At 73.0% G+C, this 24,932-nt stretch carries 26 protein-coding genes; 19 read left to right on the forward strand and 7 right to left on the reverse strand.

Annotated features, from left to right (window positions below):
* Positions 1-29: 29 nt before the first annotated feature.
* Both AB0C04_RS01550 and AB0C04_RS01555 read right to left on the reverse strand, forming a co-directional pair.
* Entirely contained in the window at positions 30-1,694 is a 1,665-nt protein-coding gene (locus AB0C04_RS01550) for a GTPase (protein WP_357046830.1), read from the reverse strand.
* A gap of 73 nt (positions 1,695-1,767) precedes the next feature.
* Positions 1,768-3,582, reverse strand: a complete 1,815-nt coding sequence (locus tag AB0C04_RS01555; protein ID WP_357046832.1) for an ABC transporter — start codon at positions 3,580-3,582, stop codon at positions 1,768-1,770.
* Positions 3,583-3,804: 222 nt separating this feature from the next.
* Between AB0C04_RS01555 and dnaK the strand changes: the two genes are divergently transcribed.
* From dnaK to AB0C04_RS01580, 5 genes are all read left to right on the forward strand, one after another.
* Entirely contained in the window at positions 3,805-5,667 is a 1,863-nt protein-coding gene (dnaK, locus tag AB0C04_RS01560; protein WP_350868472.1) for a molecular chaperone DnaK, read from the forward strand.
* 47 nt (positions 5,668-5,714) lie between these two features.
* Positions 5,715-6,470 carry a nucleotide exchange factor GrpE gene (grpE, locus tag AB0C04_RS01565; RefSeq protein WP_357046834.1) on the forward strand — a complete coding sequence of 252 codons (756 nt, stop codon included), beginning with the start codon at positions 5,715-5,717 and terminating at the stop codon, positions 6,468-6,470.
* 85 nt (positions 6,471-6,555) lie between these two features.
* Complete coding sequence (dnaJ, locus tag AB0C04_RS01570; protein ID WP_357046836.1) at positions 6,556-7,743, forward strand: molecular chaperone DnaJ; 1,188 nt, start codon at positions 6,556-6,558, stop codon at positions 7,741-7,743.
* A gap of 28 nt (positions 7,744-7,771) precedes the next feature.
* The gene (locus AB0C04_RS01575) at positions 7,772-8,215 is read left to right on the forward strand and encodes a MerR family transcriptional regulator (RefSeq protein ID WP_357046838.1); all 444 of its coding nucleotides are present in this window, start codon (positions 7,772-7,774) and stop codon (positions 8,213-8,215) included.
* A 132-nt stretch (positions 8,216-8,347) separates the two neighbouring features.
* Positions 8,348-8,539 carry a hypothetical protein gene (locus tag AB0C04_RS01580; protein WP_357046840.1) on the forward strand — a complete coding sequence of 64 codons (192 nt, stop codon included), beginning with the start codon at positions 8,348-8,350 and terminating at the stop codon, positions 8,537-8,539.
* 141 nt (positions 8,540-8,680) lie between these two features.
* Here AB0C04_RS01580 and AB0C04_RS01585 read toward each other — a convergent pair whose 3' ends face one another.
* The 4 genes from AB0C04_RS01585 to AB0C04_RS01600 form a co-directional block, all read right to left on the reverse strand.
* Positions 8,681-9,112, reverse strand: coding sequence for a hypothetical protein (locus AB0C04_RS01585; protein ID WP_350868464.1), 432 nt, complete (start codon positions 9,110-9,112; stop codon positions 8,681-8,683).
* Positions 9,113-9,291: 179 nt separating this feature from the next.
* Entirely contained in the window at positions 9,292-10,497 is a 1,206-nt protein-coding gene (locus AB0C04_RS01590; protein ID WP_357046842.1) for a cation:proton antiporter, read from the reverse strand.
* Positions 10,498-10,502: 5 nt separating this feature from the next.
* Entirely contained in the window at positions 10,503-11,003 is a 501-nt protein-coding gene (locus tag AB0C04_RS01595) for a TrkA C-terminal domain-containing protein (RefSeq protein ID WP_357046844.1), read from the reverse strand.
* A gap of 78 nt (positions 11,004-11,081) precedes the next feature.
* Entirely contained in the window at positions 11,082-11,303 is a 222-nt protein-coding gene (locus AB0C04_RS01600; RefSeq protein ID WP_357046845.1) for a winged helix-turn-helix domain-containing protein, read from the reverse strand.
* Positions 11,304-11,584: 281 nt separating this feature from the next.
* Here AB0C04_RS01600 and AB0C04_RS01605 point away from each other — a divergent pair, with 281 nt between their 5' ends.
* Entirely contained in the window at positions 11,585-11,848 is a 264-nt protein-coding gene (locus tag AB0C04_RS01605) for a hypothetical protein (RefSeq protein ID WP_357046847.1), read from the forward strand.
* A gap of 69 nt (positions 11,849-11,917) precedes the next feature.
* Here AB0C04_RS01605 and AB0C04_RS01610 read toward each other — a convergent pair whose 3' ends face one another.
* Positions 11,918-13,054 (reverse strand): epoxide hydrolase family protein, encoded by a 1,137-nt coding sequence (locus AB0C04_RS01610; RefSeq protein ID WP_357046849.1) that lies wholly within the window; start codon positions 13,052-13,054, stop codon positions 11,918-11,920.
* A gap of 85 nt (positions 13,055-13,139) precedes the next feature.
* Between AB0C04_RS01610 and AB0C04_RS01615 the strand changes: the two genes are divergently transcribed.
* From AB0C04_RS01615 to AB0C04_RS01675, 13 genes are all read left to right on the forward strand, one after another.
* A complete protein-coding gene (locus AB0C04_RS01615) occupies positions 13,140-13,793 on the forward strand; it encodes a helix-turn-helix domain-containing protein (RefSeq protein WP_357046851.1) in 654 nt (217 codons plus the stop codon).
* 86 nt (positions 13,794-13,879) lie between these two features.
* On the forward strand, positions 13,880-16,471 hold the full coding sequence (gene clpB, locus AB0C04_RS01620; RefSeq protein WP_357046853.1) for an ATP-dependent chaperone ClpB: 2,592 nt from the start codon (positions 13,880-13,882) through the stop codon (positions 16,469-16,471).
* A 147-nt stretch (positions 16,472-16,618) separates the two neighbouring features.
* Positions 16,619-16,999: a hypothetical protein gene (locus AB0C04_RS01625; RefSeq protein ID WP_357046855.1), complete on the forward strand. Its 381-nt coding sequence runs from the start codon at positions 16,619-16,621 to the stop codon at positions 16,997-16,999.
* Positions 17,000-17,070: 71 nt separating this feature from the next.
* Entirely contained in the window at positions 17,071-18,006 is a 936-nt protein-coding gene (locus tag AB0C04_RS01630) for a hypothetical protein (protein WP_357046857.1), read from the forward strand.
* 81 nt (positions 18,007-18,087) lie between these two features.
* Complete coding sequence (locus tag AB0C04_RS01635; RefSeq protein WP_357046859.1) at positions 18,088-18,711, forward strand: DUF4178 domain-containing protein; 624 nt, start codon at positions 18,088-18,090, stop codon at positions 18,709-18,711.
* On the forward strand, positions 18,712-19,218 hold the full coding sequence (locus AB0C04_RS01640) for a DUF2617 family protein (protein WP_357046861.1): 507 nt from the start codon (positions 18,712-18,714) through the stop codon (positions 19,216-19,218). It begins immediately after the preceding gene.
* Positions 19,215-19,640 carry a DUF4247 domain-containing protein gene (locus AB0C04_RS01645; RefSeq protein ID WP_357046863.1) on the forward strand — a complete coding sequence of 142 codons (426 nt, stop codon included), beginning with the start codon at positions 19,215-19,217 and terminating at the stop codon, positions 19,638-19,640. Before AB0C04_RS01640 ends, AB0C04_RS01645 begins: the two co-directional genes overlap by 4 nt.
* A gap of 35 nt (positions 19,641-19,675) precedes the next feature.
* A complete protein-coding gene (locus AB0C04_RS01650) occupies positions 19,676-20,098 on the forward strand; it encodes a DUF350 domain-containing protein (RefSeq protein WP_357046865.1) in 423 nt (140 codons plus the stop codon).
* Complete coding sequence (locus tag AB0C04_RS01655) at positions 20,098-20,889, forward strand: hypothetical protein (protein ID WP_357046867.1); 792 nt, start codon at positions 20,098-20,100, stop codon at positions 20,887-20,889. The genes AB0C04_RS01650 and AB0C04_RS01655 overlap by 1 nt, the downstream gene beginning before the upstream one ends.
* A complete protein-coding gene (locus tag AB0C04_RS01660; protein ID WP_357046869.1) occupies positions 20,886-22,454 on the forward strand; it encodes a polyamine aminopropyltransferase in 1,569 nt (522 codons plus the stop codon). The genes AB0C04_RS01655 and AB0C04_RS01660 overlap by 4 nt, the downstream gene beginning before the upstream one ends.
* 162 nt (positions 22,455-22,616) lie before the next feature.
* Positions 22,617-23,384 (forward strand): hypothetical protein, encoded by a 768-nt coding sequence (locus AB0C04_RS01665; RefSeq protein ID WP_357049041.1) that lies wholly within the window; start codon positions 22,617-22,619, stop codon positions 23,382-23,384.
* Positions 23,385-23,456: 72 nt separating this feature from the next.
* Positions 23,457-24,113 carry a hypothetical protein gene (locus AB0C04_RS01670; protein ID WP_357046871.1) on the forward strand — a complete coding sequence of 219 codons (657 nt, stop codon included), beginning with the start codon at positions 23,457-23,459 and terminating at the stop codon, positions 24,111-24,113.
* A complete protein-coding gene (locus tag AB0C04_RS01675; RefSeq protein ID WP_357046873.1) occupies positions 24,110-24,919 on the forward strand; it encodes an SDR family oxidoreductase in 810 nt (269 codons plus the stop codon). The genes AB0C04_RS01670 and AB0C04_RS01675 overlap by 4 nt, the downstream gene beginning before the upstream one ends.
* Positions 24,920-24,932: the final 13 nt, after the last annotated feature.

Below are 24,932 nucleotides of genomic sequence, written 5' to 3' on the forward strand. Positions count from 1 at the left end.
GCTCCGGCGAGCGGTAGCGATCGGCCGGATCAGCGGCGGGCGGCGTCCTTCAGCGCGTCCCGGGCCTCGGCGTAGGAGGCGAGCACGACCCGGACGGGGGTGAGCACGTACTCGTCGCCCACCGTCGCCACCGCGGCGGTCAGCCGCCGCTCGGCCCGGCGCCGCGCCCGCCGGGCCGCCCAGCGGACGACCGGCCGGGTCAGCGCGGAGATCAGCAGCCCGGCGAGCAGGCCGCCGAGCAGCAGCACGGTGGGTAGCGGCACCTCGCCCACGGCCGGGTTGTCCAGCTTCGGCAGGCCGAGCGCGCGCAGCGCGTAGCCGAGCACCAGCCAGCCCAACCCGACCAGCGCGGCCAGGGTGACCAGCCACTGGAGCGCGCCGACCACCCGCCACCAGACCGGCCGGTGGCCCATTCCGAGATCGGTGCCGGCGACCGCGCGGTCCAGCTCGTCCGGCAGGTCGCCGAGGCGCGACCGGGCCGCCGTGGTCACCGCCGCCGGCCAGTCCGCCGGCAGCTCGGCCGCGGCCCGGTCGGCCACCGCCCGGATGGCCAGCCCGAGCGCGGAGCGCTGGGCGGCGGTGGGATCCGGTACCGAGGTCGCGGCGACCAGGCTCTCCGCCGGGTCGGCGGTCTCGCCGCCCGGCCCGGGCAGGTGCAGCCGGCGCAGCGGGTCGGGGCGCAGCCGCCGCCAGCCGCGGACCAGTGGCCAGCCGGTGCTGGCGACGGCCCGGTGCCGGTACGCCCGCTGCACCGCGTCGGTCACCGCCGGCACGCCGGCCGCCCCGGCCAGCGCCCGGGTCAGCCCGTCGACCGTGGCGTCGTCCGGGCCGCCCGCCGGCCGGGCGGAGCCGACCAGGTCGTCCAGCTCGCTCACCACCGTGTCGACGTCCCCGGCGAGCCGGCGCAGCGCCGCCTGCCGTTCGGCCACCGTCCGCTCCAGCGCCGCGCGCAGGTCGCCGATCCCGGCTGGGTCGATCGCGGTGGTCGCCAGCAGCGGGACGCCGTCCAGCCCGTCCGCGTCGAGCAGCCGGCGCAGGTCCGCCAGGACCCGGGGCAGCTCGGCCGGGGGCAGCCGGTCGGCCTGGTTGAGTACGACCAGGGTGACGTCCCGGTGCCGGTGGAACTCGCGCAGGTAGCCGGTGTGGATCACCCGGTCGGCGTACTTCTGCGGGTCGACCACCCAGATCACCTGGTCGACCAGGCCGAGCAGCCGGTCCACCTCCATCCGGTGGGACCGCTGCACCGAGTCGAAGTCGGGCAGGTCGAGCAGGACCAGGCCGTGCAGGGCCGACTCGTCGTCGCCGTCCAGGGCGCTCTCCCGCACGAACCGGTGCCGGGGCAGCACGCCGACCCAGTCGAGCAGCCGGACCGCGCCCTCCTGCTGGCCCCAGACGCAGGCGTGCGTCACCCCGGTGGTCGGCCGGCGTACCCCGACCGGAGAGAGCTCCAGCCGGGCCAGCGCGTTGAACAGGCTGGACTTGCCGCTGCCGGTGGCGCCGGCCAGCGCGACCACGGTGTGGTCCCGGGAGAGCGCCAGCCGGGTGCCGGCCCGCTCGACCAGGGTGTGCGCCGGGACGAGCTGAGAATCGGGCAGGTGCCCGTCCGCCGCGTCGAGGAAGCGGCGAACCGCGTCCAGGCGGGCGAGCAGCGTGTCCGGGTCGACCCGCTGGTCACCCCGGAAGGCCTCACGCATCCGACCGACGACATTGCTCACCGGGCCGGCCTTTCGTTCGCGACTGCGGGGCTCGCAAGCTCACTCCTCGCGCTCACCGGTCGCCCTCCCCGGTGGTGAGGCCGCTGCGGTGCCGGGCGATCTCCACCCGGGTCGCGGCGCGCCGCAGCGCGTCGGCGGTCTCCGGCCCGGGCCGGGCCTCTTCCGTCCGGGCGAGGTAGCGGGCGGCCTCCTCGTCCAGCAGCGTCCGCACCCGGTCGAGCAGGTCGACGCGGGCCTTGCCGGCGAGCGTACGAACCGCTTGGTCGCCGAAGATCGCCTGAAGCACGGCCTGCGCGGCCACCGTGGTGCCGGCCCCGGTGGCCACCTCGAGCCCGGTCGGGATGAACGCGGTGGAGGCGAACACCGCGATCATCACCGCCAGCCCGGTGGCGTTCACCGCGTACGCGGCGGTGCGGGCCACGAAGCGCTTGTCGCCGCCCTCGGCGCGGACCAGGTCCAGCACCCCGCGCTGCCACTCCCGAACCAGCCGCTCGGCCCGCTCGGGCAGGTCGTCACCGGGATGGGCGAGCCCGGGTTCGAGCAGCGCCGCGCCGGCCGGGTGCGCCTTCCACCCGGTGTACGCGTTTTCGGCCGCCTCGGCGGCGACCCCGCGCAGCAGCGTCACCAGCTGGGACTCGATCGCGGTACGCAGCTCGGCGGCGGGTGCCGGCCGCCCGGTCACCGCGGCGATCAACCGGTCGCGCAGCCGCCCGATCCGGGCTTCGAGGGTGCGGAAGAACTCGCCGGTGCCGACGAACTCCTGCCAACGGGCGAGCACCTCGCCGCGGAGCAGCCGGCCGTCGGTCAACCCCTGCTCCACCGTGCGGTGCGCGCCCCGGTAGGCCGCCTGGACCCGCTCGTCGAGCGCGTCGGCCGTGGCGACCTGCTCGTCGGCGGCGTCGGCGAGCCCTTCAATGGCGGGGTGCACCGCGGCCAGCGCCCCGTCGAGGGTCTGGCGCACCACGGCGGCCCGGGCGTCCGCGTCGGCGGCCAGCCGGGCGAACCAGTCGGCGAGCGGGGCGGTGACCCGCCCCGGCAGCAGCCCCTGCCCGTCGACCCAGGTCTCCGGGAGCACGAAGAGCGGCGCCTGACCGAGACCCTGCTCGGCGAGCATCTCGGAGAGGTGGGCGGCGATCTCGTCGCTCGCCTCGGCCGGCACCCGGTCGAGCACCATCGCGATCACGGCGCCCCGGGACCGGGCGCTGCGCAGCAGCTCCCAGGGGACGGCGTCGGCGTAGCGGGCGGCGGTGGTGACGAAGAGCCAGAGGTCCGCGGCGGCGAGCAGTTGACCGGCGAGCGCCCGGTTGGCGTCGACGACCGAGTCGATGTCCGGCGCGTCGAGGAAGGCGAGGCCGGGCGGGAGCGCGGGGGCGGTGACGAGCTGGAGGGTGCCCGGATCCTCACTCGGCTCGTTGGTGCGGGTGAGGCCGGGCAGCAGCTCGCCCTGACGGAACCAGGACGAGTCGGCCGGGCTGCAGACCAGCACCGGTGAGCGGGTGGTCGGGCGGAGCACGCCGGCCGCGCTCACCCGGGCCTGGACCAGGCTGTTGACCAGGGTCGACTTGCCGGCGCCGGTGGAGCCGCCGACCACCACCAGCAGGGGGGCGTCGAGCCGGGTGAGCCGGGGCAGCAGGTAGTCGTCGAGCTGGTCGGTGAGCCCGGCGGCGGTGCGCCGGGCCGGCTCGGCCGAGGGCAGGGTCAGCGGAAAACTGGTCGCCCCGATCGCGGCCCGCAGGCCCTCCAGGGCGGCGGGGAGGGTGTCGTCCCCGGTGGTGGCGGGCGGGTCCTCCGCGTCATCCGGCGGGCCGGTGCGGGCTGCGACGGCGGGCGCGCCGGACTGGGTGGCGGGATCGCCGTGCGTCGTCACCGCTAAAGCGTGCCCGACCGATGCAAGGGAAGACAACCGATCGGTAGCAAACGAAGGTTGCGTCGGGTTCACTCAACCCCGACTTGACGATCTGCGGACGCGTGGCACTATTGAGTCCGGTTCACTCAACTTGCGGTGGGGCCCGCTGCGGCGGCGCCCGCCGGGCAGCTCAGCGGGCGGTGCCCGTCACCTGCTCAACCTTTACGAAGCGAGGAAGCGAAGATGGCACGTGCGGTCGGTATCGACCTCGGCACGACGAACTCCTGCGTCAGCGTTCTCGAGGGCGGTGAGCCCACCGTCATCGCCAACGCTGAGGGCTCGCGGACGACCCCGTCGATCGTCGCGTTCGCCCGCAACGGTGAGGTGCTCGTCGGTGAGGTCGCGAAGCGCCAGGCGGTGACGAACCCGGACCGGACGATCCGGTCGGTCAAGCGGGAGATCGGCACCAACTGGTCGGTGGACATCGACGGCAAGAAGTACACCCCCCAGGAGATCTCGGCCCGCACGCTGATGAAGCTCAAGCGGGACGCCGAGGCGTACCTGGGTGAGCAGATCACCGACGCGGTGATCACGGTTCCGGCCTACTTCAACGACGGCCAGCGCCAGGCCACCAAGGAGGCCGGTGAGATCGCCGGCTTCAACGTGCTGCGGATCGTCAACGAGCCGACCGCGGCCGCGCTGGCGTACGGGCTGGACAAGGGCTCCAAGGAGCAGACCGTCCTGGTCTTCGACCTCGGCGGTGGCACCTTCGACGTCTCCCTGCTGGAGCTGGCCGAGGGCGTCATCGAGGTCAAGTCGACCAGCGGTGACAACCACCTCGGTGGTGACGACTGGGACCAGCGGATCATCGACCACCTGGTGAAGACCTTCCGTGGCGAGCACGGCATCGACCTGGGTCAGGACAAGATGGCCCTGCAGCGGCTGCGCGAGGCCGCCGAGAAGGCCAAGATCGAGCTGTCCGCCGCCACCACCACCAACATCAACCTGCCGTACATCACGGCGGGCTCCGCCGGCCCGCTGCACCTCGACGTGACGCTGAGCCGCGCCGAGTTCCAGCGGATGACGCAGGACCTGCTGGACCGCTGCAAGGGCCCGTTCGAGCAGGCCGTGAAGGACGCCGGGATCAAGGTCTCCGACGTCGACCACGTGATCCTGGTCGGCGGCTCGACCCGGATGCCGGCCGTCACCGACCTGGTCAAGCAGCTGACCGGCCGTGACCCGAACAAGGGCGTCAACCCGGACGAGGTCGTCGCCGTCGGCGCCGCGCTCCAGGCCGGTGTGCTCAAGGGCGAGGTCAAGGACGTCCTGCTGCTCGACGTGACCCCGCTGAGCCTGGGCATCGAGACCAAGGGCGGCATCTTCACCAAGCTGATCGAGCGCAACACCACCATCCCGACCAAGCGCTCCGAGGTCTTCACCACGGCGGACGACAACCAGCCGTCGGTGCTGATCCAGGTCTTCCAGGGTGAGCGGGAGATCGCGTCCTACAACAAGAAGCTCGGCACCTTCGAGCTGACCGGCCTCCCGCCGGCGCCGCGCGGCGTGCCGCAGATCGAGGTCACCTTCGACATCGACGCCAACGGCATCGTCAACGTGCACGCCAAGGACCTTGGCACCGGCAAGGAGCAGAAGATGACGATCACCGGCGGCTCCTCGCTGCCGAAGGACGACATCGAGCGGATGCGCCGGGACGCCGAGGAGCACGCGGACGAGGACAAGCGCCGCCGCGACGAGGCCGAGACCCGCAACGTGGCCGAGGCGCTGCAGTGGCAGACCGAGAAGTTCCTCGCGGAGAGCGGCGACAAGCTGCCCGCGGAGAACCGCGACCAGCTCAACGAGGCGCTCGGCGAGCTGCGTAGCGCCCTCGGTGGCCAGGACATCGAGAAGATCAAGTCGGCGCACGAGCGGCTGGCGCAGGTGTCCCAGCAGGCCGGTTCGCTGCTCTACTCCCAGCAGGGCGAGCAGGGCCAGCAGCCGGGCGGCGAGGCCGGCCCGGGTGCCGCCGGGGCGACCGGCCCGCAGGCGGCCGGTGGCGCCGACGACGTGGTCGACGCGGAGATCGTGGACGAGGACGGCAAGAAGTGACCGTCGGCCTCCGACACGTGTCCACGGTGAAGGGATGAGGTAGCCGCATGACGGAGAAGCCACGAGCCGCCGACCGGGGCAAGACCGGGTCGACGCCGGGTGGCTCCGCGCCCGCCGAGCCGGCCACCGGTGACGCGCCGCGGGTCGTCATCCGCAACAACCGCAAGATCAGCCGGCCCGCCGAGCCGGAGGGGACGGCCGCCGACGCCGCCACCGACGTCTCGGCCGAAGGGCTGGTCGAGGACGCCGAGGTCGTGGTCGACGAGATCGAGGTCGAGACCGGCACGATCGACGGCGCGACCGCCGGCGGCCCGCCGGTGGTGGACGCGCCGGCCGAGCCGGTCGACGCCGCGACCAGCACCAGCCTCGGCGCCGAGCTGGAGGCGCTCCGCGCCGACCTGGACGAGCGGACGCGGGACCTGCAGCGGGTGTCGGCGGAGTACGCCAACTACCGCAAGCGGGTGGACCGGGACCGCGGCGTGGTCACCGAGCAGGCGACCGGGTCGGTGCTCGCCGCGCTGCTACCGATCCTGGACGACCTGGACCGGGCGCGGGAACACGGCGACCTGGTCGGGCCGTTCGGAACGGTGGCGGAGCAGCTCACCACGGCGCTCGGCAAGTTCGGGTTGACCCCGTTCGGCGAGCAGGGCGACCCGTTCGACCCGACGCTGCACGAGGCGGTGGCGCACCAGACCTCCGCCGACGTGACCGAGCCGACCTGCGTGCAGGTGATGCGGCGGGGCTACCAGCTCGGTGAGCGTCTGCTGCGGCCGGCTCTGGTCGCGGTCGCGGAACCGGAATAGTGCGAAGCAGTGACCGGGTCGCCCCGTCCGCCGTACGACGGCGGGCGGGGCGACCGGGCCACCACGGTCGGAAGGGGGTGGACCGGTGAGTTCCAAGGACTGGATCGAGAAGGACTTCTACGCCATGCTCGGCGTGGACAAGGCTGCCTCCGCGGACGAGATCAAGAAGGCGTACCGAAAGGTGGCCCGGGAATCGCATCCGGACCACAATCCGGGCGACCCGAAGGCCGAGGAGCGGTTCAAGGCCGCGTCCGAGGCGAACAACGTGCTCTCCGACCCGGGCCGACGCCGGGAGTACGACGAGATGCGCTCCCTCTTCGGTTCCGGGGCGTTCCGGCGTAACGCCCGGGGTGCGGGCGACGCCGGGGGCGTTCCGTTCGACGTCTCCGACCTGTTCGGCGGCGCGACAGCCGGCGGCGGGGGCGACCGCCGCTTCGGCGGCGCCGGCTTCTCCGACCTGTTCAGCTCGATCTTCTCGGGTGGGCAGGCCGGCTCGACCGCCCCACGCGGCCCGGCCCGCGGGCGGGACGTGGAGACCGAGGTGGCGCTGGACTTCGGCGACGCGGTGCACGGCGTGACCCTGCCGTTGACCCTGCGCGCCCCCGGCGTCTGCGACACCTGCCACGGCAACGGCGCCAAGCCGGGTACCCAGCCGCGCACCTGCCCGGTCTGCCACGGCGCCGGCGTGACGACCCGCAACCAGGGCTCGTTCAGCTTCTCCGAGCCGTGCCGCAACTGCCAGGGCGTGGGCACCGTGGTCGAGGAGAAGTGCCCCGAGTGCCACGGCACCGGCGGGGTGACGAAGACCCGCACGTTGAACGTCCGCTTCCCCGCCGGGGTCGCCGACGGCCAGCGGATCCGGCTGGCCGGGCGAGGCGAGCCGGGCGAGCGCGGCGGGCCGGCCGGCGACCTGTTCGTGCACGTCAAGGTCCGGCCGGACGAGCTCTTCGGGCGCAGCGGCGACGACCTGACGCTGACCGTGCCGATCACCTTCGCGGAGGCCGTGCTCGGTACCGACCTGCGGGTGCCCACGCTCGACGGCGCGGTGACCCTGCGGGTTCCGCCGGGTACCCCGAGCGGTCGGATCCTGCGGGCGCGGGGCAAGGGCGTGACCCGCCGGGACGGGCAGGCCGGCGACCTGCTGGTGACACTGGACGTGGTGGTGCCGGCACGGGTGTCGGACGAGGCGCGCGCGGCGCTGGAGGAGTTCGCCGAGCAGACGGCGCCGGCGGCGCGGGAACATCTCGACGCGCGGGTGCGTCGAATCGGTTGACGCGGTCAGTGACGCGGAGGTGAGCGGGATGTCGGATGGGTTCGCCGGTTCGGCGGGTGACCCGGCCTACGAGGCCAAAGTGCTGATGATCTCGGTCGCGGCGCGGATGGCGGGGATGCACCCGCAGACCCTGCGCCAGTACGACCGACTCGGCCTGGTGCAGGCCGGGCGGGCGGCCGGCGGCGGTCGCCGCTACAGCGTCCGGGACGTGGTGCTGCTGCGCGAGGTGCAGCGGCTCAGCCAGGACGACGGGATCAACCTGGCCGGGGTCAAGCGGATCATCGGGCTGGAACGCCTGGTCGAGCAGGCGCAGCAGCGGGTGGCCCGGCTGGAGGCGGAGTTGGACGCCGCGTACCACCGGATCGCCGAACTGGAGTCGCTGGCCCGCTTCCCGGGCCGCGACCTGGTGCCGACCAACCGCACCTCCACCGCGTTGGTGGTCTGGCGCCCGCGCCGCGGCCCCGACCGCTGACCCGACACTCACCTCCGGGACCTGAACGGCCCGGCCCGCTAGCTGGTTTTCCCGGCGCGGGCCGGGCCGTTCCCGTTAGTGTGCAAATGAGGTCCTTTCCGCGCAAAGCAGACCCACTGGCATGGGGGAGCGATGACGGATGCGGCGAAGCAGGTGGCCCAGCAGGCGGAGGACCGGCTCGACAAGATCACCGAGACGGTCCGGGAGCGGTTCGAAGAGATCATCAAAGGACGCTTCACCGACGTGGTGAAGGAGGGGCGCTTCGCCGACCGGCCGGACCACGGGGCCGACCGGGAGCGAGCGGAGAGTCGATCGGGAGGGTAGGGCGGGCCGGGCCGAGGACCGGACGCCGACGTGCGGGCCGGGACCCACGGGGGGTCCCGGCCCGTTCGCCTCAAAAACGGGGGCCGGGACGCGGTGACGTCCGGGCTGGGGGTCCCGGCCCGTTCGCCTCGAAAACGCGGGTCAGCCGATCCGGCGGTTCTCCCGGACCAGGCCGCCCTCGCACCAGTCCCGGTAGACGAAGAGGTCCTGCCGGGCCAGCAGCACCCGGCTGTTGTGCGCCCAGGTCCGCATCATCTCGTCGCCGGTCTTCTCGGCCTGCTCGACCAGCTTGCGGAAGCGGCGCTTGGGGTGGGCACGGAAGTTCGTCCGGATGCCGTCGGCCGCGTAGATGTAGAGGCAGTGCAGGGCGAACCGGCGGGCCGGGCAGCTCGGGTCCATGGCCAGGTCGAAGAGGGTCAGCACCAGCCGGTCGCCGGAGACCAGCAGGTCCCAGTCGGGCGGCATCGACGCCAACGGCACCGAATCGGGTTGGTAGGCCCACGCGCGCAACTCCGCCGGCGATGGATCGACGGGGTTGGCAAAGCCGTGGAACGTCGACTCCTGCACGCTCACCGGCCAACCTTCCACTCTGCCCGCGGTGGCACAGCCGCCTGCGGACCTTGGGCTGCTGGGGCGACACGCTAATCGCAACCGGACAGCGGCGGTAGCCCCTCAGGGGAGCAATTCAGCAACCGTTGGCCTAGCCGGGTCGACCGTACGGCCGACCCGGCTCGTGAGGGCAGCGACGGACGTCAGTCCCCCACCGGCACCGGCTCGCGCCGTTGCAGGGCGGCACGGCGGCGCAGCCAGCGCTTGAACCACGGGAAGTCGGGCAGCCTGGCCAACATCGGCCCGGTCACCACCGTGATCAGAACGTACGCCGTGGCGAGCGCGGCCAACCGCGGCTCGACGCTGCCGGCCGCCACCGCGAGCCCTGCGATGACGATGGAGAACTCGCCTCGGGGGACCAGCGCGAGCCCGGCCCGCCAGCGACCGGGTTCGGCGATGCCGACCCGCCGGGCCGCCAGATAGCCGGTCAGCGTCTTCGTCCCCATGGTGACCACCGCCAGCGCGAGCGCCGGCAGCAGCACCGGCGGGATGTCGCGTGGGTCGGTGACCAGCCCGAAGAAGACGAAGAACACCGCGGCGAAGAGGTCCCGCAGCGGGCTCAGCAGCTCGGTGGCGTGGTGCGCCACCGGGCCGGAGAGCGCGATGCCGACCAGGAACGCACCGACCGCCGCCGACACCTGGAGCTTCGCCGCGACGCCGGCGATCAGCAGGGTCAGACCGAGTACGCCGAGCAGCAGCGCCTCCGGATCCTTCGCGGACAGGGCGGCGGAGATCAGGTGGCCGTAGCGGATGGCGACCAGCAGCACCAGCAGCACGGTGCCCACCGCGACGGCGAGCGCGATGCCACCGCCGAGCAGGCCGCTGCCGGCCAGCACCGCGGTGACCAGCGGCAGGTAGAACGCCATGGCCAGGTCCTCGATCACCAGGACCGAGAGGATCACCGGGGTCTCCCGGTTACCGAGCCGGCCCAGGTCGGCGAGGACCTTGGCGATCACTCCGGAGGAGGAGACCCAGGTGATGCCGCCGAGCACCAGCGCGGCCACCCAGTCCCAGCCCAGCAGCAGGGCGAACGCCGCGCCGGGCAACGCGTTGAACAGACCGTCGATCAGGCCGGCCGGGGCCGCCGAGCGGAGGTTGCCGACCAGTTCGTTGGCCGAGTACTCCAGGCCGAGCATGACCAGCAGCAGGATCACGCCGATCTCGGCGCCGACCGCGAAGAACTCCTCGCTGGCGTTCAGCGGCAGCAGGCCACCGTGCCCGAACGCGAGACCGGCGAGCAGGTAGAGCGGGATGGGTGAGAGGCCGACCCGGCGGCTGAGCCGGCCGAGGAGCCCGAGCAGCAGCAGCAGCGCGCCGACTTCGACGAGCAGTGTGGTGGATTCGTGCATCCGCCTCAGCCGTCCGGGTCACTGTCGGCGAGGATGGCGGACACGCCGTCGAGACCCTTGCGGGTCCCGACCACGACCACCACGTCGCCGGCCGCGAAGCGGAAGGTGGGAAGCGGCGAGACGATGACCTCGCCGTCGCGCAGCACCGCCACGATGGAGGCGCTGGTGCGGGTACGCGCCTTCGTGTCAGCCAGCTTCCGGTTGACGTACCGCGATCCCGCCGGGATGGCGATCTGCTCGGTGAGCAGACCGGCGGCCTGCTCGCGCAGCCCGGAGAGCTGACCGAGCATCAGCGACGCGCCGAGGATGTCGGCCAGCGCCTCCGCCTCGTCGTCAGTCAGCGGGATGTCAGCCTGGCAGGAGTCGGGGTCGTCGGGATCGTAGAGGACAAGATCCCGGCGGCCGTTGCGGTGGGAGACGACGCCCAGGCGGCGTCCGGACTCCGTCACCAGATCGTGGCGTACCCCGATCCCCGGTAAGGCAATCTGCTCGACACGTACTCGCACCAGCCAAGGCTACCGCTTGCTGAACGGGGGGTAGATCTTGGTCGAACTCGGCCCTCCAGGGCCGCTCCGCACCAAGGTCTACTTCTGCTCAGCGACGTATGTGCCCTTGCCCTGGTGCCCCTCGATCAGGCCCTCAGCCTGCAGGATCAGCAGGGCCGAACGGACCGGCTCGGCGGACACGCCGTAGTGCGCGACCATCTCGCGCAGCGAGGGCAGTTTGTCGCCGGGGGCGTATTCGCCCGAACCGATCTTGTCGCGAATGTCCTGGGCGATGCGTTGGCGGTCCGAAACTCGGGGCATGGGGCAACTCCTGGTAGGCCCCAAGATCCTCCCATGAGTGTGGCCGGTCGGCCAACACTTCGCGTGCTAAGCATGGTCACTGGTTGTCTTATAATGCTTTGCGTTGTATGTTGTCCGAGCGGACGTTCGGGAGCGGAAAGCCTGGTAGGCGCCGGCCTCCTCGGCCGGGACGTCCGTGTCGCGCTGGCACGGCCGGGCGCACCCCCGAGTGAACGGCCGTGCCAGCGATCCGCACCCGCGAGGAGAGGACCACGACTCATGCCTGACCTGGGGCGGCGGCGATGAGCGGGCGCTACGTCATCCATCTGCCGGTCGCCGCGCCGGACCTGGCTCGCGCCAAGATGTTGGGCCGGACCGCCGGCCGGTCGCTGGCCTTCCTCGCCCGGATCGACCTCGGCGGGATCACCGTCTCCACCGAGGACAACCAGGGGGTACGGCACTGGGTCTTCTGCGATCGACGGCTGGACGATGGCCGCCGTTGCGTGCTGCGGGCCGACCACGAGACCCCCTGCACCGCCCGCCTGCCCCGGCGACCCGGCCGGTGATCGCACCCGCGTCGGACGCGCCGGTGCCCGCCCCGGCGGGGAGCGGGGCGGGCACCGGGTACGACATGGTCAGCGCAGGCTGGCGAAGAACTCGCGGATGTCGGCGGTCAGCACGTCGGTGGCCTGGTGGGCGGCGTAGTGGCCGCCGACGTCGCCGCGCCCGTCGACGTCCGTGTCGTACGCCGTCCACCGCACGATGTTCGCGTGGTCCCGGTCGGCGAACCGGCGGATCGACTGGAAGTCGCCGGGGAACATGGCCAGCGCGGTCGGCACGGTGGTCGGGTCGGTCGGCGGCTGGCCGGCGTGCGCGTCCTCCCAGTAGAACCGGATCGCCGAGGCGGCCGTGCCGGTGAACCAGTAGAGCGCCACGTTGGCCAGGATGAAGTCCGCGTCCAGACTCTCGTCGAAGAGCTGGGCGTTCCAGGCCAGCAACGCGACCGGCGAGTCGGCCAGCCCGAACGCCAGGGTCTGCGGCTGCTGGCTGTGCACCTGGTTGAAGGAGAACTTGTTCTCGTAGAACCACTGGAGGTGCTCGAGCGCCGCCTGGTCGGCCGCGGAGAGCCCGGCGAACTCGGCCGGGTCTCCGGAGGGGAACGAGAAGAGCTGGGTGACGTGCACCCCGAGCACGTGCTCCGGGTCGATCCGGCCCAGCTCCGGCGCGACCATCGAGCCGGCGTCGTTGCCGACCGCGCCGTACCGGTCGTACCCCAGTCGGTTCATCAGCTCGGCCCAGGCGCGGGCGGTGCGGAACCGATTCCAGCCGGTGCTGCGGGTCGGGCCGGACGGCCCGAAGCCGGGCAGCGACGGGATGACCAGGTGGAAGGCCGGCGCGTCCGGTGCGGTCGGCTCGGTGAGCGGGGCGATCACGTCCAGGTACTCCAGCACCGAGCCGGGCCAACCGTGGGTGAGCACCAGCGGGGTGGCGTCCGGCCGGGAGGACCGGACGTGCAGGAAGTGGATCTGCTCGCCGTCGATCTCGGTGACGAACTGCGGGTGGGCGTTCAGTCGGGCCTCGACGGCCCGCCAGTCGAACCCGTCCCGCCACCGGTCCACGAGGGCGCGCACCCGGTCGGTGCTCATCCCGTACGCATCGCCGACGCCGGGCAGCTCGGCGGGCCAGATCGTGCGGCCCAGCCGGGCGGCCAGGTCGTCGAGGGCGGTCTGCGGGATCTCGACGCGGAACGGGCGGATCGCGGTGCCGGTCATCTCGGGACTCCTTCGGAACGGAATGTTTCGTTCTGTAATGACAGTAGCAGACCGGAACGATCCGTTCCACTGTTAGTCTGAAGTCATGCCGACTCCCCCCGGAAAGACGGACGCGCCGCTGGCCGGTCGCCGTGCCCAGGCCGCCCGCAACGACGAGGTGATCCTCGAAGCCGCCCGCGCGGTCTTCCTCGACGACCCCAAGGCGCCGATCGCCGCCGTCGCCGAACGCGCCGGCGTCGGCATCAGCGCGCTCTACCGGCGGTACGCGGGCAAGGAGGACCTGCTGCGCCAGCTCTGCCACGACGGGCTACGCCGGTACGTCGCCGAGGCCGAGGCGGCCCGCGCCGAGCCGGACGACTGGGCCGCGTTCAGCGGGTTCCTGGGCCGAGTGGTCGACGCCGACGTGCACTCGCTCACCGTCCACCTGGCCGGCACGTTCACCCCGACCGAGGAGATGGGCCGGGACGCGATGCGCGCCAACGAGCTGGCGACCGCCCTCTTCGACCGGGCGCGGGCAAGTGGTCGGCTCCGACCCGACGTCGTGGTCCAGGACCTCGGGCTGGTGCTGGAGTCCTGCGCCGCGATCCGCGTACCTGATCCGGATCGGACTCGGCAGCTGCGCCGGCGGCAGCTCGCGGTGCTGCTGGACGGCCTCACCGCAGACGGCGACGCCGAGCCGTTGCCCGGCCCGCCGCCCGCGGCCGGCGAGTTCGACTGGCGGTGGCGACCGCGCGAGTGATGGGCGTCACAGCACCGGAGTTGAGCGGAATAGGCTCAACTCTGGTTGTGTCATTTCCCAGTGGACACGCCTATCCGGGGGAGCCCATGAACACGGAACGTCTCACCACCAAGAGCCGCGAAACCATCACCGGTGCCGTCGCGCTGGCGAACCAGCGCGGCCACGCGACCGTGGAACCCTGGCACCTGCTGCTGTCACTGCTCGACACCGAGGGCTCGACCGCCGCCGGTCTGCTGCGCGCCGTCGGGGCCGACCCCGCCGAGCTGCGCCGGGTCACCCAGCGCGCGGTCGACGCCCTGCCCGCCGCGCGCGGGTCCAGCATCGCCGAGCCCACGCTGGCCCGGGAGTTCGTCAACGCCATCGGCGCCGCGGAGCAGATCGCCCGGCCGCTCGGCGACGAGTACACCTCCACCGAGCACCTGCTGGCCGGCCTGGCGCAGGTGGGCGGTGCGGTGGCGAACGCGTTGAAGAACGCCGGCGCCACCGAGGAGAACCTGGTCGCCGCCTTCCCGGCCGTACGCGGCGGGGACCGGCGGGTGACCACGGCGGATCCCGAGCAGACCTACCAGGCCCTGGCCAAGTACGGCGTCGACCTGACCGCCAGCGCGCGCGACGGCAAGATCGACCCGGTGATCGGCCGGGACTCCGAGATCCGCCGGGTGATCCAGGTGCTGTCCCGGCGTACCAAGAACAACCCGGTGCTGATCGGGGAGCCGGGCGTCGGCAAGACCGCGATCGTCGAGGGCCTCGCCCAGCGCATCGTCGCCGGCGACGTGCCCGAGTCGCTGCGGGACAAGAAGCTCGTCTCGCTCGACCTCGGGGCGATGGTCGCCGGCGCGCAGTACCGCGGCCAGTTCGAGGAGCGGCTGAAGTCCGTGCTGGAGGAGATCAAGAACTCCGACGGGCAGGTCATCACCTTCCTCGACGAGCTGCACACGGTCGTCGGAGCCGGCAAGGGCGAGGGCTCGATGGACGCCGGCAACATGCTCAAGCCGATGCTCGCCCGTGGTGAGCTGCGCATGGTCGGCGCCACCACGCTGGACGAGTACCGCGAGCACATCGAGAAGGACCCGGCGCTGGAGCGTCGCTTCCAGCCGGTGCTGGTCGGCGAGCCGACCATCGAGGACACCATCGGCATCCTGCGCGGGCTCAAGGAGCGCTACGAGGTGCACCACGGGGTCCGGATCACCGACGCCGCCCTGGTCGCCGCCGCGTCGCTCTCCGACCGCTACATCACCGACCGGTTCCTGCCGGACAAGGCGATCGACCTGGTCGACGAGTCCGCGTCCCGGCTCCGGATGGAGATCGACTCCCGGCCGGTCGAGGTGGACGAGATCGAGCGGGCGGTGCGCCGGCTCGAGATCGAGGAGATGGCGCTGGCCAAGGAGCCGGACGCCGCCTCCGCCGAGCGGCTGGAGCGGTTGCGCAAGGAGCTGGCCGACAAGCGCGAACAGCTCACCGCGCTCTCCGAGCGTTGGCAGACCGAGAAGAGCCACATCACCAAGCTCTCCACGGCCAAGGAGGAGTTGGAGCGGCTGGGTGGCGAGGCCGAGCGGGCCGAGCGTGACGGCGAGCTGGAACGCGCCGCCGAGCTGCGCTACGGCCGGATCCCCGCCCTCAAGGTCGAGCTGAAGCAGGCCGAGGAGGAGCTGGCCCGACTCCAGGCCGACGGCGCGATGCTCAAGGAGGAGGTCGGCGCCGACGACATCGCCGCCGTGGTCGCCTCCTGGACGGGCATCCCCGCCGGCCGGCTGCTGGAGGGCGAGACCGCCAAGCTGCTCCGGATGGAGGAGTCGCTGGGCGGCCGGGTGGTCGGCCAGGCCGAAGCGGTCGGCGCGGTCTCCGACGCGGTCCGCCGCGCCCGGGCCGGCGTGGCCGACCCGGACCGGCCGACCGGCAGCTTCCTCTTCCTCGGCCCCACCGGCGTCGGCAAGACCGAGCTGGCCAAGGCGCTCGCCGAGTTCCTCTTCGACGACGAGCGGGCCATGGTCCGCATCGACATGAGCGAGTACGGCGAGAAGCACTCCGTCGCACGGCTGGTCGGTGCCCCGCCCGGTTACATCGGCTATGAGGAGGGCGGCCAGCTCACCGAGGCGGTGCGCCGGCGGCCGTACTCGGTGATCCTGCTGGACGAGGTGGAGAAGGCCCACCCGGACGTCTTCGACATCCTGCTCCAGGTGCTCGACGACGGTCGGCTCACCGACGGGCAGGGCCGGACGGTGGACTTCCGCAACGCGATCCTGATCCTCACGTCCAACCTCGGGTCGTCGGTGATCAGCGACCTGACGCTGACCGACGAGCAGCGTCGCGAGGGGGTGCTGGCGGTCGTCCGCACGCACTTCAAGCCGGAGTTCCTGAACCGGCTGGACGACATCGTGGTCTTCGCCGCCCTGCGCGGTGACGACCTGCGGTCGATCGTGGACATCCAGCTGACCCGGTTGGGCCGTCGGCTCGCCGACCGCCGGCTGGGCATGGAGATCACCGAGGCGGCCCGCGGTTGGCTGGCCGAGCACGGCTACGACCCGATCTACGGTGCTCGCCCGCTGCGCCGGCTGGTGCAGTCGGCCATCGGCGACCAGCTCGCCAAGGCCCTGCTCGCCGGCCAGATCCGCGACGGCCAGACCGTCAAGGTCGACCTGGCCGACACCAAGGACGCCCTGACCGTAACCCCCGCCTAACCCCACCGACCCCACCCTCCCTCCTCCTCGCTGAGCGCGTTGATCATGAGGTTTGCGGCGAATTTGATCTCCGTAACTGCCGCAAACCTCATGATCAACCGTCTGGGGGAGGGGTGGGGCGGGTCGGGGCGGGGAAAGGATGGGGGCATGTTCGGGATCGGTGGGAAGCGGGACCGGGAGCTGGCAGCCGCCGTCGAGGAGCTGGCCCGGGCCGACACGGTGGCCTTCGGCGGGGTGGGGTTCGCCGGCACGCTGCTGCCGGTCACCGAGGCGTACCAGCGGGTCGCGGCCGCGCTGGCCGAGCGCCCCGAGGAGGTACGCGAGCAGGTCGACAGACTGCTCGACCGGGGTACGCCGGCCGGCCGGGCGTACGCGGCGACCCTGCTGGAACGGGTCGACCCGGCGGCGGCGCGCGCCGCCTGGACGGCGCTGCGCGACGATCCGGCCGAGTTCACCACCTTCACCGGCTGCGTGATGGACCGCGCCACACTCCGCGAGTACGCCGCGCAGCGGCTCACCGAAGCGTGATCCTTTCTCCGGTGGAGGCTGCCCGATCGGGTCTGCCGCCGCCGGGCCGGTGAGCCGTAGCTTTCCGAGCCATGACCCCGTCCGCCGACGCTCCGGCACGCCCACCCCGACCCGTCACGGTCACCATCGCCTTCTGGGTGCAGCTCGCCACCGTTCTGGTCCTGCTCGCGCTGGTCGCGTTGGTCATCGCGCAGGCGGTGCAGTGGGACGGCCAGATCGACCGGGCGGTGCGGCTGGTGCCCGACGCCGACCCGGACGAGGTACGCGGCGAACGGTGGATCAACATCACCATGGCGCTGATCCTCGGCATACCCACCCTGGTGCTGGCGCTCTGGCTGGCCGCCACCGCGCTGCCCCTGCGTCGCGGCGGCAACACCGCCAGGATCCTGGTCTTCGTGGCCGGCGGCGCCCAGTTGCTGATCTGCCTGGCCCAGGGCTGCTCCGGGGCGTTCTTCGTCCCGCTGATCTTCGCCGGCGGCATCGAGGGCGAGCCGTTTCCGGAGGAGGGCTACCCGGAGGAGACACCGACCGGGCCGGACGCCGACTCCTGGCAGGAGTCGCCGTTTCTGCAGGCCCTCTACGACAGCTCGGATCCGTTCGACGCCGTGCTCTTCCCGCTGGCCGGGATCGGGATCCTCACGGTGCTGGTGCTCACCGTGGCGCTGGTGCTGCTGGTGGCGCTGCCGCCGGCGCACCGCTGGTTCGTGCCCCGGACCGCGTCGCCGGCCCGGCCGGTCCCGCCCGCCGGCTACCCGCTGCCAGCGATCTCCTATCCCGTGCCGCCGGGCTATCCCGTGCCGGGGAACGCCGTGCCGCCGGGCTATCCCGTGCCGGGCTATGCCGTGCCGCCGGGCTATCCCGTGCCGCCCGGCTACGCCGTACCGCCCGGTTATCCCGTGCCGCCGGGCTACCTGATCTGCCCGGATCCGGCGGTGCACCTGGCCCCCGCCGCGCCGCCCGCCGGGCCGGAGGGCCCAGCCTCGGATCGGCCGCCCGCCGGTGACTGAGTGCTCAGTCGAGCGTCAGCGGGCGCTCACCGGTGCACGGGGTTGTTACCGTCTGCGCCGACGTGACAGGGGAGGTGGTCGGTGAACGGCTCGGTGGCGTACCTGGTGACGGCCGTGGGCTGCCTGGTCGGGGTGGCCGGGGTGGTGGTCGCCGTGCTGGCCGTGCGCCGGTCCCGCACCCGGCCGTCCGGCCGGATGCAGGCGGGTGACCCGCTGCGGGACGCCGACGCCGACGTGCTGCGCGGTGACCCGCGCCGGCTCCGCGCCGGCGACGTCGTGGAGATCCGCCAGGTGTCCTACGTGGTACGTGGCACCATCCGCCTGGTCGAGGGGGGCTGGAGCTGGGCGGAGCACCTGCTCGACGACGCGGGCGGGGTCCGGCGCTGGCTTTCCGTCGAGGAGGGCCCGGACCTGGAGCTGGTGCTCTGGGCCGCCGAGCCCGGCGCCACCGTCACCCCCGGCGCCCCGACCATCGACTTCGCCGGCCGCCGCTACAGCTGGGACGAGTCCGGTCAGGCCCGCTACACGGCCATCGGTGCCACCGGGCTCGACCCGGCCGGCACCATGCGGTACCACGACTACCAGGCACCCGGCGGCGCCCGGCTCTCCTTCGAGGCGTACGGGGAAGCGGGCTGGGAGGTGGCCCGGGGCGAGCTGCTGCACCGTGCCGAGGTGATGATCTACCCGCAGGCCGGGGAGGACTGAGTGCTGGTCACCCTCGACGCCCCGTACGTCGACACCCGCGCCGCCGACCTCAGCCTCGCCCGCGACGACGTGGAACGGCCCGCGCTGCACGTGCTCGACCTCGACCTGCCCGGGGCGGTCCGGCTGCGGCTGCGGTTGCTCGGCGCCTCGCACCAGGTGCTGCTCCGGGCGGGCGAGGTGGCGCTGACCGAGACGGTGGCCTGCCTGCCCGGTCGGCCGCCCGAGCTGCCCGCGGCGCTGCTCGACGAGGCCACCGGCTACCGGTTCGCCGCGACCGTGCTCCGGCCGGCCGGCACCGGCCTGCGCGACCGGGTCGCCGCGCTCCGCGCGGAGCTGGCCGACGACCCGTACGCCCTGGTGGGTGTCTTCCCCGGCGATCCGGACGCGGTGACCGCGCTCGCCGTCCGTCCCGAGCCGCCCGTCGGCACACTCGGCTGGCGCACCTGGCACGCCTATCCGCAGACCAACGAGCTGGTCCTGACCGAGACGGTGGTGGCACTGCGATGACGTACCGACGCTGGTTCGTGGTGGGGGTGGCGTTCGCGGTCATCGGCGCGTTGGTGGCCGCCTTCGCGATCTTCTACGGCAACTTCTCGCCGCGCGGCTACGTCGAGGACCGGTACACGCGCGCCGCCGGCCAGGACATCGGCCGGGACGCCGTCGCCTACACCTCGAACCGCACCCCCAGCGAGGTGGCGAAGGACGTCACCGACGCCTGGCGACCGGCCGACCAGTACGTCGACGGCAGCGGCGTCTACCTGCGCTACGACGACGACTCGGTGGTCATCCTGCCGGTCGCCGCCGGGTCGCTGATCCTGCTGGAGCGGCTCGGCACCGCCTACCCGCGCTACCACTCCACGGTCGGCTCCGGCTGGGGCTGGGGACGTGGAAGCACCGTCCGGGGCGGCGGCCCCGGCAGCGGGAAGTAGCCCTCCCGATCGACCCCTCACCCCTGGAGCACCCCGTGCAGACCCTCGTCACCGATCTGCTGGTCACCCTCGCCTACGGGGTGGTCGGCGTGCTGCTGATGGGCATCGGCTACGTCCTGGTGGACGTGGCCACCCCCGGCCGGCTCAAGGAACTGATCTGGACCGACCGCAACCGCAACGCGGCCCTGCTGCTCGCCTCGAACCTGGCCGGGGTCGGCGTCATCGTGGTCGCCGCGATCGCCGCCAGCGAGGACGACTTCGTCCTCGGCATCATCGGCGCGGCCGCGTACGGCGTCCTCGGGCTGGTCATCATGGCGACGGCGTTCCTGCTGCTCGACGCGGTGACCCCGGGCCGGCTCGGGCAGCTCCTGGTCGACCCGGAGCCGCACCCGGCGGTCTGGGTCTCCGCCGTCGTCCACCTGGCCACCGGCGCGATCATCGCCGCCGCGATCAGCTGATGGCCGCCGGGAAACGGGGCGCGGCGAAGTCCTCCGGCGCGGCCAAGGCGGTCGCGATCGGCGCCGTCGTGCTGGTGCTGGGCGGGGTCTGCCTCGCCGGCGTGCTCGCCGACGACGACGGCGGCACCACGGTCCTCCCGCCCACCGCCACCGAGCGGGCCGACACCGTGCCAATCCTGAAGCGGGCAACCGACGCCCAGGGGATCTGCTACGGCTGGCGGTTGACGGACGGCACCAGGGTGGTGAACGTCGGCTCCAGCCTCGGCGACGGCGTGCCCGCCGAGGGCGATCCGCGCTGCCCGCGTTGGGTGCAGGTCGCCGCGGAGATCACCTACACCGCCGAGAGCAGCGAGTCCGAGGACAGCGCGCTCGTCGGCGTCGAGGGCTCCGCCGACCTGGACCGGTCCGACCTCAGCACCGTCCGGGCCGGGCTGGCGCGGTTCGGGCTGACCGACGACGCCTTCCTCGACGATCCCGGTTGGGCGGTCACCCGGGCCGCGGTCAGCCTGCCGCTGCTGGTCGCCGAGGCCGGTGCGGCGAGCCCCGCGCCGGTCGCCGCGGCCACCCCGGCGTCGACGCCGACGCCGCTGCCCGACGCCGGCAACGACCTGTGGCGGGACCGCTGGGGCTACCTCCTCACCGCCGCCGGGCTGCTGCTGCTCACCGCGCTGCTGATCACCGTCGGCGTGGTCCAGCGCCGCCGGCATCGTCGTCGCCCCACCGCGACGGCGACGCCGGCACCTCCGCGTCCAGTCGATGCGGCCACCGGCCGTACGCCGGAGCGAGGGTGACCACCGAGGCGCCCGCGTCCCCGACCCGGCGGCCGGCCCGCGCGGCGGTCCTGGCCGCGGTCTTCGTCTGCGCGGCCTGTGGCCTCGTCTACGAGCTCGCGCTGGTCGCGCTCGGCAGCTATCTGATCGGGGACACCGTCGGTCAGGCGTCGATCGTGCTCGGCGTGATGGTCTTCGCGATGGGCGTCGGCGCGCTCGCCGCCAAGCCGTTGCAGCCCCGGGCCGCCGCCGCGTTCGCCGCGATCGAGCTGGCCCTGGCGCTGCTCGGCGGGCTCTCGGTGCTCGGCCTCTACGCGGCGTTCGCCTGGCTGGATCTCTACGGTCCGGCGCTGGTCGGCACGGCGTTCCTGCTCGGCCTGTTGATCGGGGCGGAGATTCCGCTGCTGATGGTGCTGCTGCAACGGATCCGGGAGCAGGCGGCGGGCAGCGCGGTGGCCGACCTGTTCGCCGCCGACTACGTCGGCGCCCTGCTCGGCGGGCTCGCGTTCCCGTTCCTGCTGCTGCCGGTCTTCGGGCAGCTCAAGGGGGCGATCGTGGTCGGCGCGGTGAACGCCGTGGCCGGGCTCGCCCTGGTCTGCACGGTCTTCCGCCGGGAGCTGGGTCGGCGGTCCCGGGTCGCGCTCGGGGCCGGCGCCGTGGTGGTCGCGCTCTGCCTGGGGTACGCCTGGCTGACCGCGCACGACTTCGAGGTGACCGCCCGGCAGCAGCTCTACCGCGACCCGGTGGTGCACGCCGAACGGAGCCGCTACCAGGAGATCGTGCTGACCCGGTCGGTACGCGAGGTCGGCCACACCGACACCGACCTGCGGCTGTACCTCAACGGCGATCTCCAGTTCAGCTCGGTCGACGAGTACCGCTACCACGAGGCGCTGGTGCATCCGGTGCTGAACGGGGCTCGCGGCGAGGTGCTGGTGCTCGGGGCCGGCGACGGCCTCGCGGTTCGGGAGCTGCTGCGCTATCCCGACATCCGACGGATCACGGTGGTCGACCTGGACCCGGCGGTGGTGGTGCTGGCGCGTACCGAGCCGCAGCTGCGCCGGCTCAACGGGGACGCCTTCGCCGACCCCAGGGTCCGGGTGGTGCACGCCGACGCCTTCGGCTGGCTGCGCAGCAACACGGCCCGCTTCGACGCGATCGTCGCGGACCTGCCCGACCCGGACGAGACGGCCACCGCCAAGCTCTACACCGTCGAGTTCTACACGCTGGTCCGCGCCGCGCTCGCCGACGGCGGACGGCTGGTGGTGCAGTCCGGCTCGCCGTACTTCGCGCCCCGGTCGTACTGGTCGATCGAGGCGTCGCTGCGCGCGGCCGGTTTCGCCACCCTGCCGTACCACGTGGACGTGCCGTCCTTCGGGGACTGGGGGTTCGTGCTCGCCGGGCCCGGCACCGTCCCGCCCGCGCTGGCGCTGCCGGCCGACGCGCCCCGGTTGCGTTTTCTGGACGAGCCGACGCTGCGCGCGGCGGCCACCTTCCCCGCCGACCGGGGCCGGATAGCGGTCCCCGCCTCGACCTTGTTGCAGCCCCGGGTGCTCGAGTACGCCCGCGCGGAGTGGCGGGGCTACTGACCGACCGGCGTGGTGCGGGCTCGGCCCCACCCTTTGCCGGCCGGCCCCGGGGCGTCGCGGCATGCCGGGTTGGCCGGTTGCCGATACGGTGTGGGCCCGATCTAGGGAAGGAGCACCGTGGTCGACCCCCAACGCCCGCCGGCCCGCACACGGCCGAGCGTGGTGACCATTTCCAGCTACCTGCTGATCCTGTTCGCCGTCCTCCAGGTGATCAATCTGATCATCACCCTGACGACCATCGGCACCATCCGCGACGTGCTGCGGGACGCCTACCGCGGCACCGAGGCGAACGGCGCGGAGACGATCGCCGACTTCACCTTCGCCATCGGCATCGGCACCGCGATCTTCGTGCTGCTGCTGGCGATCGGTCTGGTCGTGCTGGCCATGCTGAACAACCGCGGCAAGAACGGATCCCGGATCACCACCTGGATCCTCGGCGGCATCCTGATCTGCTGCACGGGCGGCAGCCTGATCAGCGGTGCGGCGGGCGGCCTCGGCGGTGCCGGCGGCGGCAGCACCAGCGGTGACATGCCCAGCGGCGAGGAGATCCAGCGCCGCCTCGACGACGCGCTGCCGGGCTGGTTCACGCCGCTGAGCACCGTGCTCGGGGTGCTCGGCGTGCTCGCGCTGCTCGCCGCGCTGATCCTGCTGGCCCTGCCGAAGTCGAACGAGTTCTTCCGCAAGCCGAAGGCCGGTTGGGAGCCGCCGGTGCCCGGCGCCGCCTACCCGGGCTACCCGCCGGCCCCCGGCTACCCGCAGGGCCCGGGCCAGCCCGGTCAGCCCTCGGGCGATCCGGGCTACCCGCCGGCCCCGGGGTACCCGCCGCCCAGCCAGCCCGGCCCGTCGGGACAGCCGCCGGCGCCGGGTCAGTCCGGCGACCAGCCACCCCCGTCGGATCGACCCGGCTCGACCCCGCCGCCGGTGAGTTGATCGTCGGATAACGGCGACGCTGACGGTCCCTCCGAGTAGGTTGCAACCCGACGCCTACCGGAGGGATCCGTCGTGTCGTACCCGCACCAGGCGCCGGCCCGCCGTCCCCCCGCGGTCGCGCTGGCGACGGCGGTGCTGCTGCTGATGGCGCTCGTCGCGCTCGCGTACGCGGTCGCCGGGCTGCTCGTGCTCGGCGGCACCGTCGACCGGTTCCGGTCCGCCGCCACCGGCACGTCGGCCACCGCCGGTGACATCGACGCGATCGTCGCGCTGCTGCGCACGTCCGGGGTGGTCTCCGCGGTGCTCAGCCTGCTGGCCGGGGTGCTCCTCGCCGGGCTCGCCCTCGGCCTGGGCAGTGGCCGCGCGGGCGCCCGGGTGGCCACCTGGGTGGTCAGCGGGCTCGGCCTGCTCTGCGGCTGCTGCGGTCTCGCGGTGCTGGTCGGCCAGCGGGCCGCCCCGCTGCGGCTCGGCGCCGACGAACGCTCCACCGCCGAACTTCTCAACCTGGTCGGCGACGCCTACCCGCCCTGGTGGATTCCGCTGAACGCGGGGCTTTCCGTCGGCCAGACGCTCGGTTACCTTGTGGTGGCCGCGTTGCTGGCGCTGCCGGCGGCCAACGCCTGGTTCCGCCGACGCCCGGCCGCGCCGTCCGGGTTTCCACCCGCCCCGCATCCGGCCCCGCCGGCGCCCACCACGCCCTCTTACCGCCCAGCTGAGGATCGCCCGTGACCCCCGACTCCACCTCCACCGAGCGACGGGCCCTGGTGACCGGCGCGACGGCTGGCATCGGCGCGGCGTTCGCCCGCCGGCTGGCCGCCGACGGCTCGCACCTGGTGCTGGTGGCCCGGGACGCCGCCCGCCTCGGCGAGCTGGCCGCCGAGCTGACCGGCCGGCACGGTCGGGAGGTCGAGACCATCGCGGCCGATCTGTCCACCGACGACGGTAGTGCCGTCGTCGAGCGCCGGCTCACCGGCGGCAGCCCGATCGACCTGCTCGTCAACAACGCCGGGATCAGCCTCAACAAGCCCTTCCTGCGCTCCTCCGTCGAGGACGAGGCCCGACTGCTCCGGCTCAACGTGCACGCGGTGATGCGGTTGACCCTTGCCGCGCTGGGTCCGATGACCGAACGGCGGAACGGGGCAGTGATAAATGTCTCTTCCGTTGCCGGGTTCGCGGCGGTCATGCCGGGCTCCACCTATTCGGCCAGCAAGGCGTGGGTGACCAACTTCAGCGAATCGGTCGGCCAATCGGCGCGTCCGTTCGGCGTACGGGTGATGGCGCTCTGCCCCGGCTACACCCGCACCGAGTTCCACCAGCGGGCCGGCATCAACATGTCCAAGACTCCGGAGTGGATGTGGCTACGGGCCGACGACGTTGTCGAAGGCGCGCTTCGTGACCTGCGGAAAGGCAAGTTGGTCAGCGTTCCGGCTTGGAAGTACAAGCTCGCCGTCGCCGGCCTGCGGCATGCGCCCCAGCGGCTGCTGCACGCGGTCGCCCGGGACACCCGGGGCCGGATCGGCCGCGACGAGCGCTGATCCGGCCGCCACG

This window comes from Micromonospora sp. NPDC048909, from assembly GCF_040649635.1.
In the GTDB taxonomy this organism is placed as follows: domain Bacteria; phylum Actinomycetota; class Actinomycetes; order Mycobacteriales; family Micromonosporaceae; genus Micromonospora.

Excerpts from the sequence above, each read along its gene's own strand:
- clpB (WP_357046853.1), top strand. The coding sequence starts at position 13,880 with ATGAACACGGAACGTCTCACCACCAAGAGCCGCGAAACCATCACCGGT.
- AB0C04_RS01630 (WP_357046857.1), top strand. The coding sequence starts at position 17,071 with ATGACCCCGTCCGCCGACGCTCCGGCACGCCCACCCCGACCCGTCACG.
- AB0C04_RS01625 (WP_357046855.1), top strand. The coding sequence starts at position 16,619 with ATGTTCGGGATCGGTGGGAAGCGGGACCGGGAGCTGGCAGCCGCCGTC.
- AB0C04_RS01550 (WP_357046830.1), bottom strand. The coding sequence starts at position 1,694 with ATGCGTGAGGCCTTCCGGGGTGACCAGCGGGTCGACCCGGACACGCTG.
- AB0C04_RS01605 (WP_357046847.1), top strand. The coding sequence starts at position 11,585 with ATGAGCGGGCGCTACGTCATCCATCTGCCGGTCGCCGCGCCGGACCTG.
- dnaK (WP_350868472.1), top strand. The coding sequence starts at position 3,805 with ATGGCACGTGCGGTCGGTATCGACCTCGGCACGACGAACTCCTGCGTC.
- AB0C04_RS01580 (WP_357046840.1), top strand. The coding sequence starts at position 8,348 with ATGACGGATGCGGCGAAGCAGGTGGCCCAGCAGGCGGAGGACCGGCTC.
- AB0C04_RS01645 (WP_357046863.1), top strand. The coding sequence starts at position 19,215 with ATGACGTACCGACGCTGGTTCGTGGTGGGGGTGGCGTTCGCGGTCATC.
- AB0C04_RS01600 (WP_357046845.1), bottom strand. The coding sequence starts at position 11,303 with ATGCCCCGAGTTTCGGACCGCCAACGCATCGCCCAGGACATTCGCGAC.
- AB0C04_RS01655 (WP_357046867.1), top strand. The coding sequence starts at position 20,098 with ATGGCCGCCGGGAAACGGGGCGCGGCGAAGTCCTCCGGCGCGGCCAAG.
- AB0C04_RS01610 (WP_357046849.1), bottom strand. The coding sequence starts at position 13,054 with ATGACCGGCACCGCGATCCGCCCGTTCCGCGTCGAGATCCCGCAGACC.
- grpE (WP_357046834.1), top strand. The coding sequence starts at position 5,715 with ATGACGGAGAAGCCACGAGCCGCCGACCGGGGCAAGACCGGGTCGACG.
- AB0C04_RS01615 (WP_357046851.1), top strand. The coding sequence starts at position 13,140 with ATGCCGACTCCCCCCGGAAAGACGGACGCGCCGCTGGCCGGTCGCCGT.
- AB0C04_RS01590 (WP_357046842.1), bottom strand. The coding sequence starts at position 10,497 with ATGCACGAATCCACCACACTGCTCGTCGAAGTCGGCGCGCTGCTGCTG.
- AB0C04_RS01575 (WP_357046838.1), top strand. The coding sequence starts at position 7,772 with ATGTCGGATGGGTTCGCCGGTTCGGCGGGTGACCCGGCCTACGAGGCC.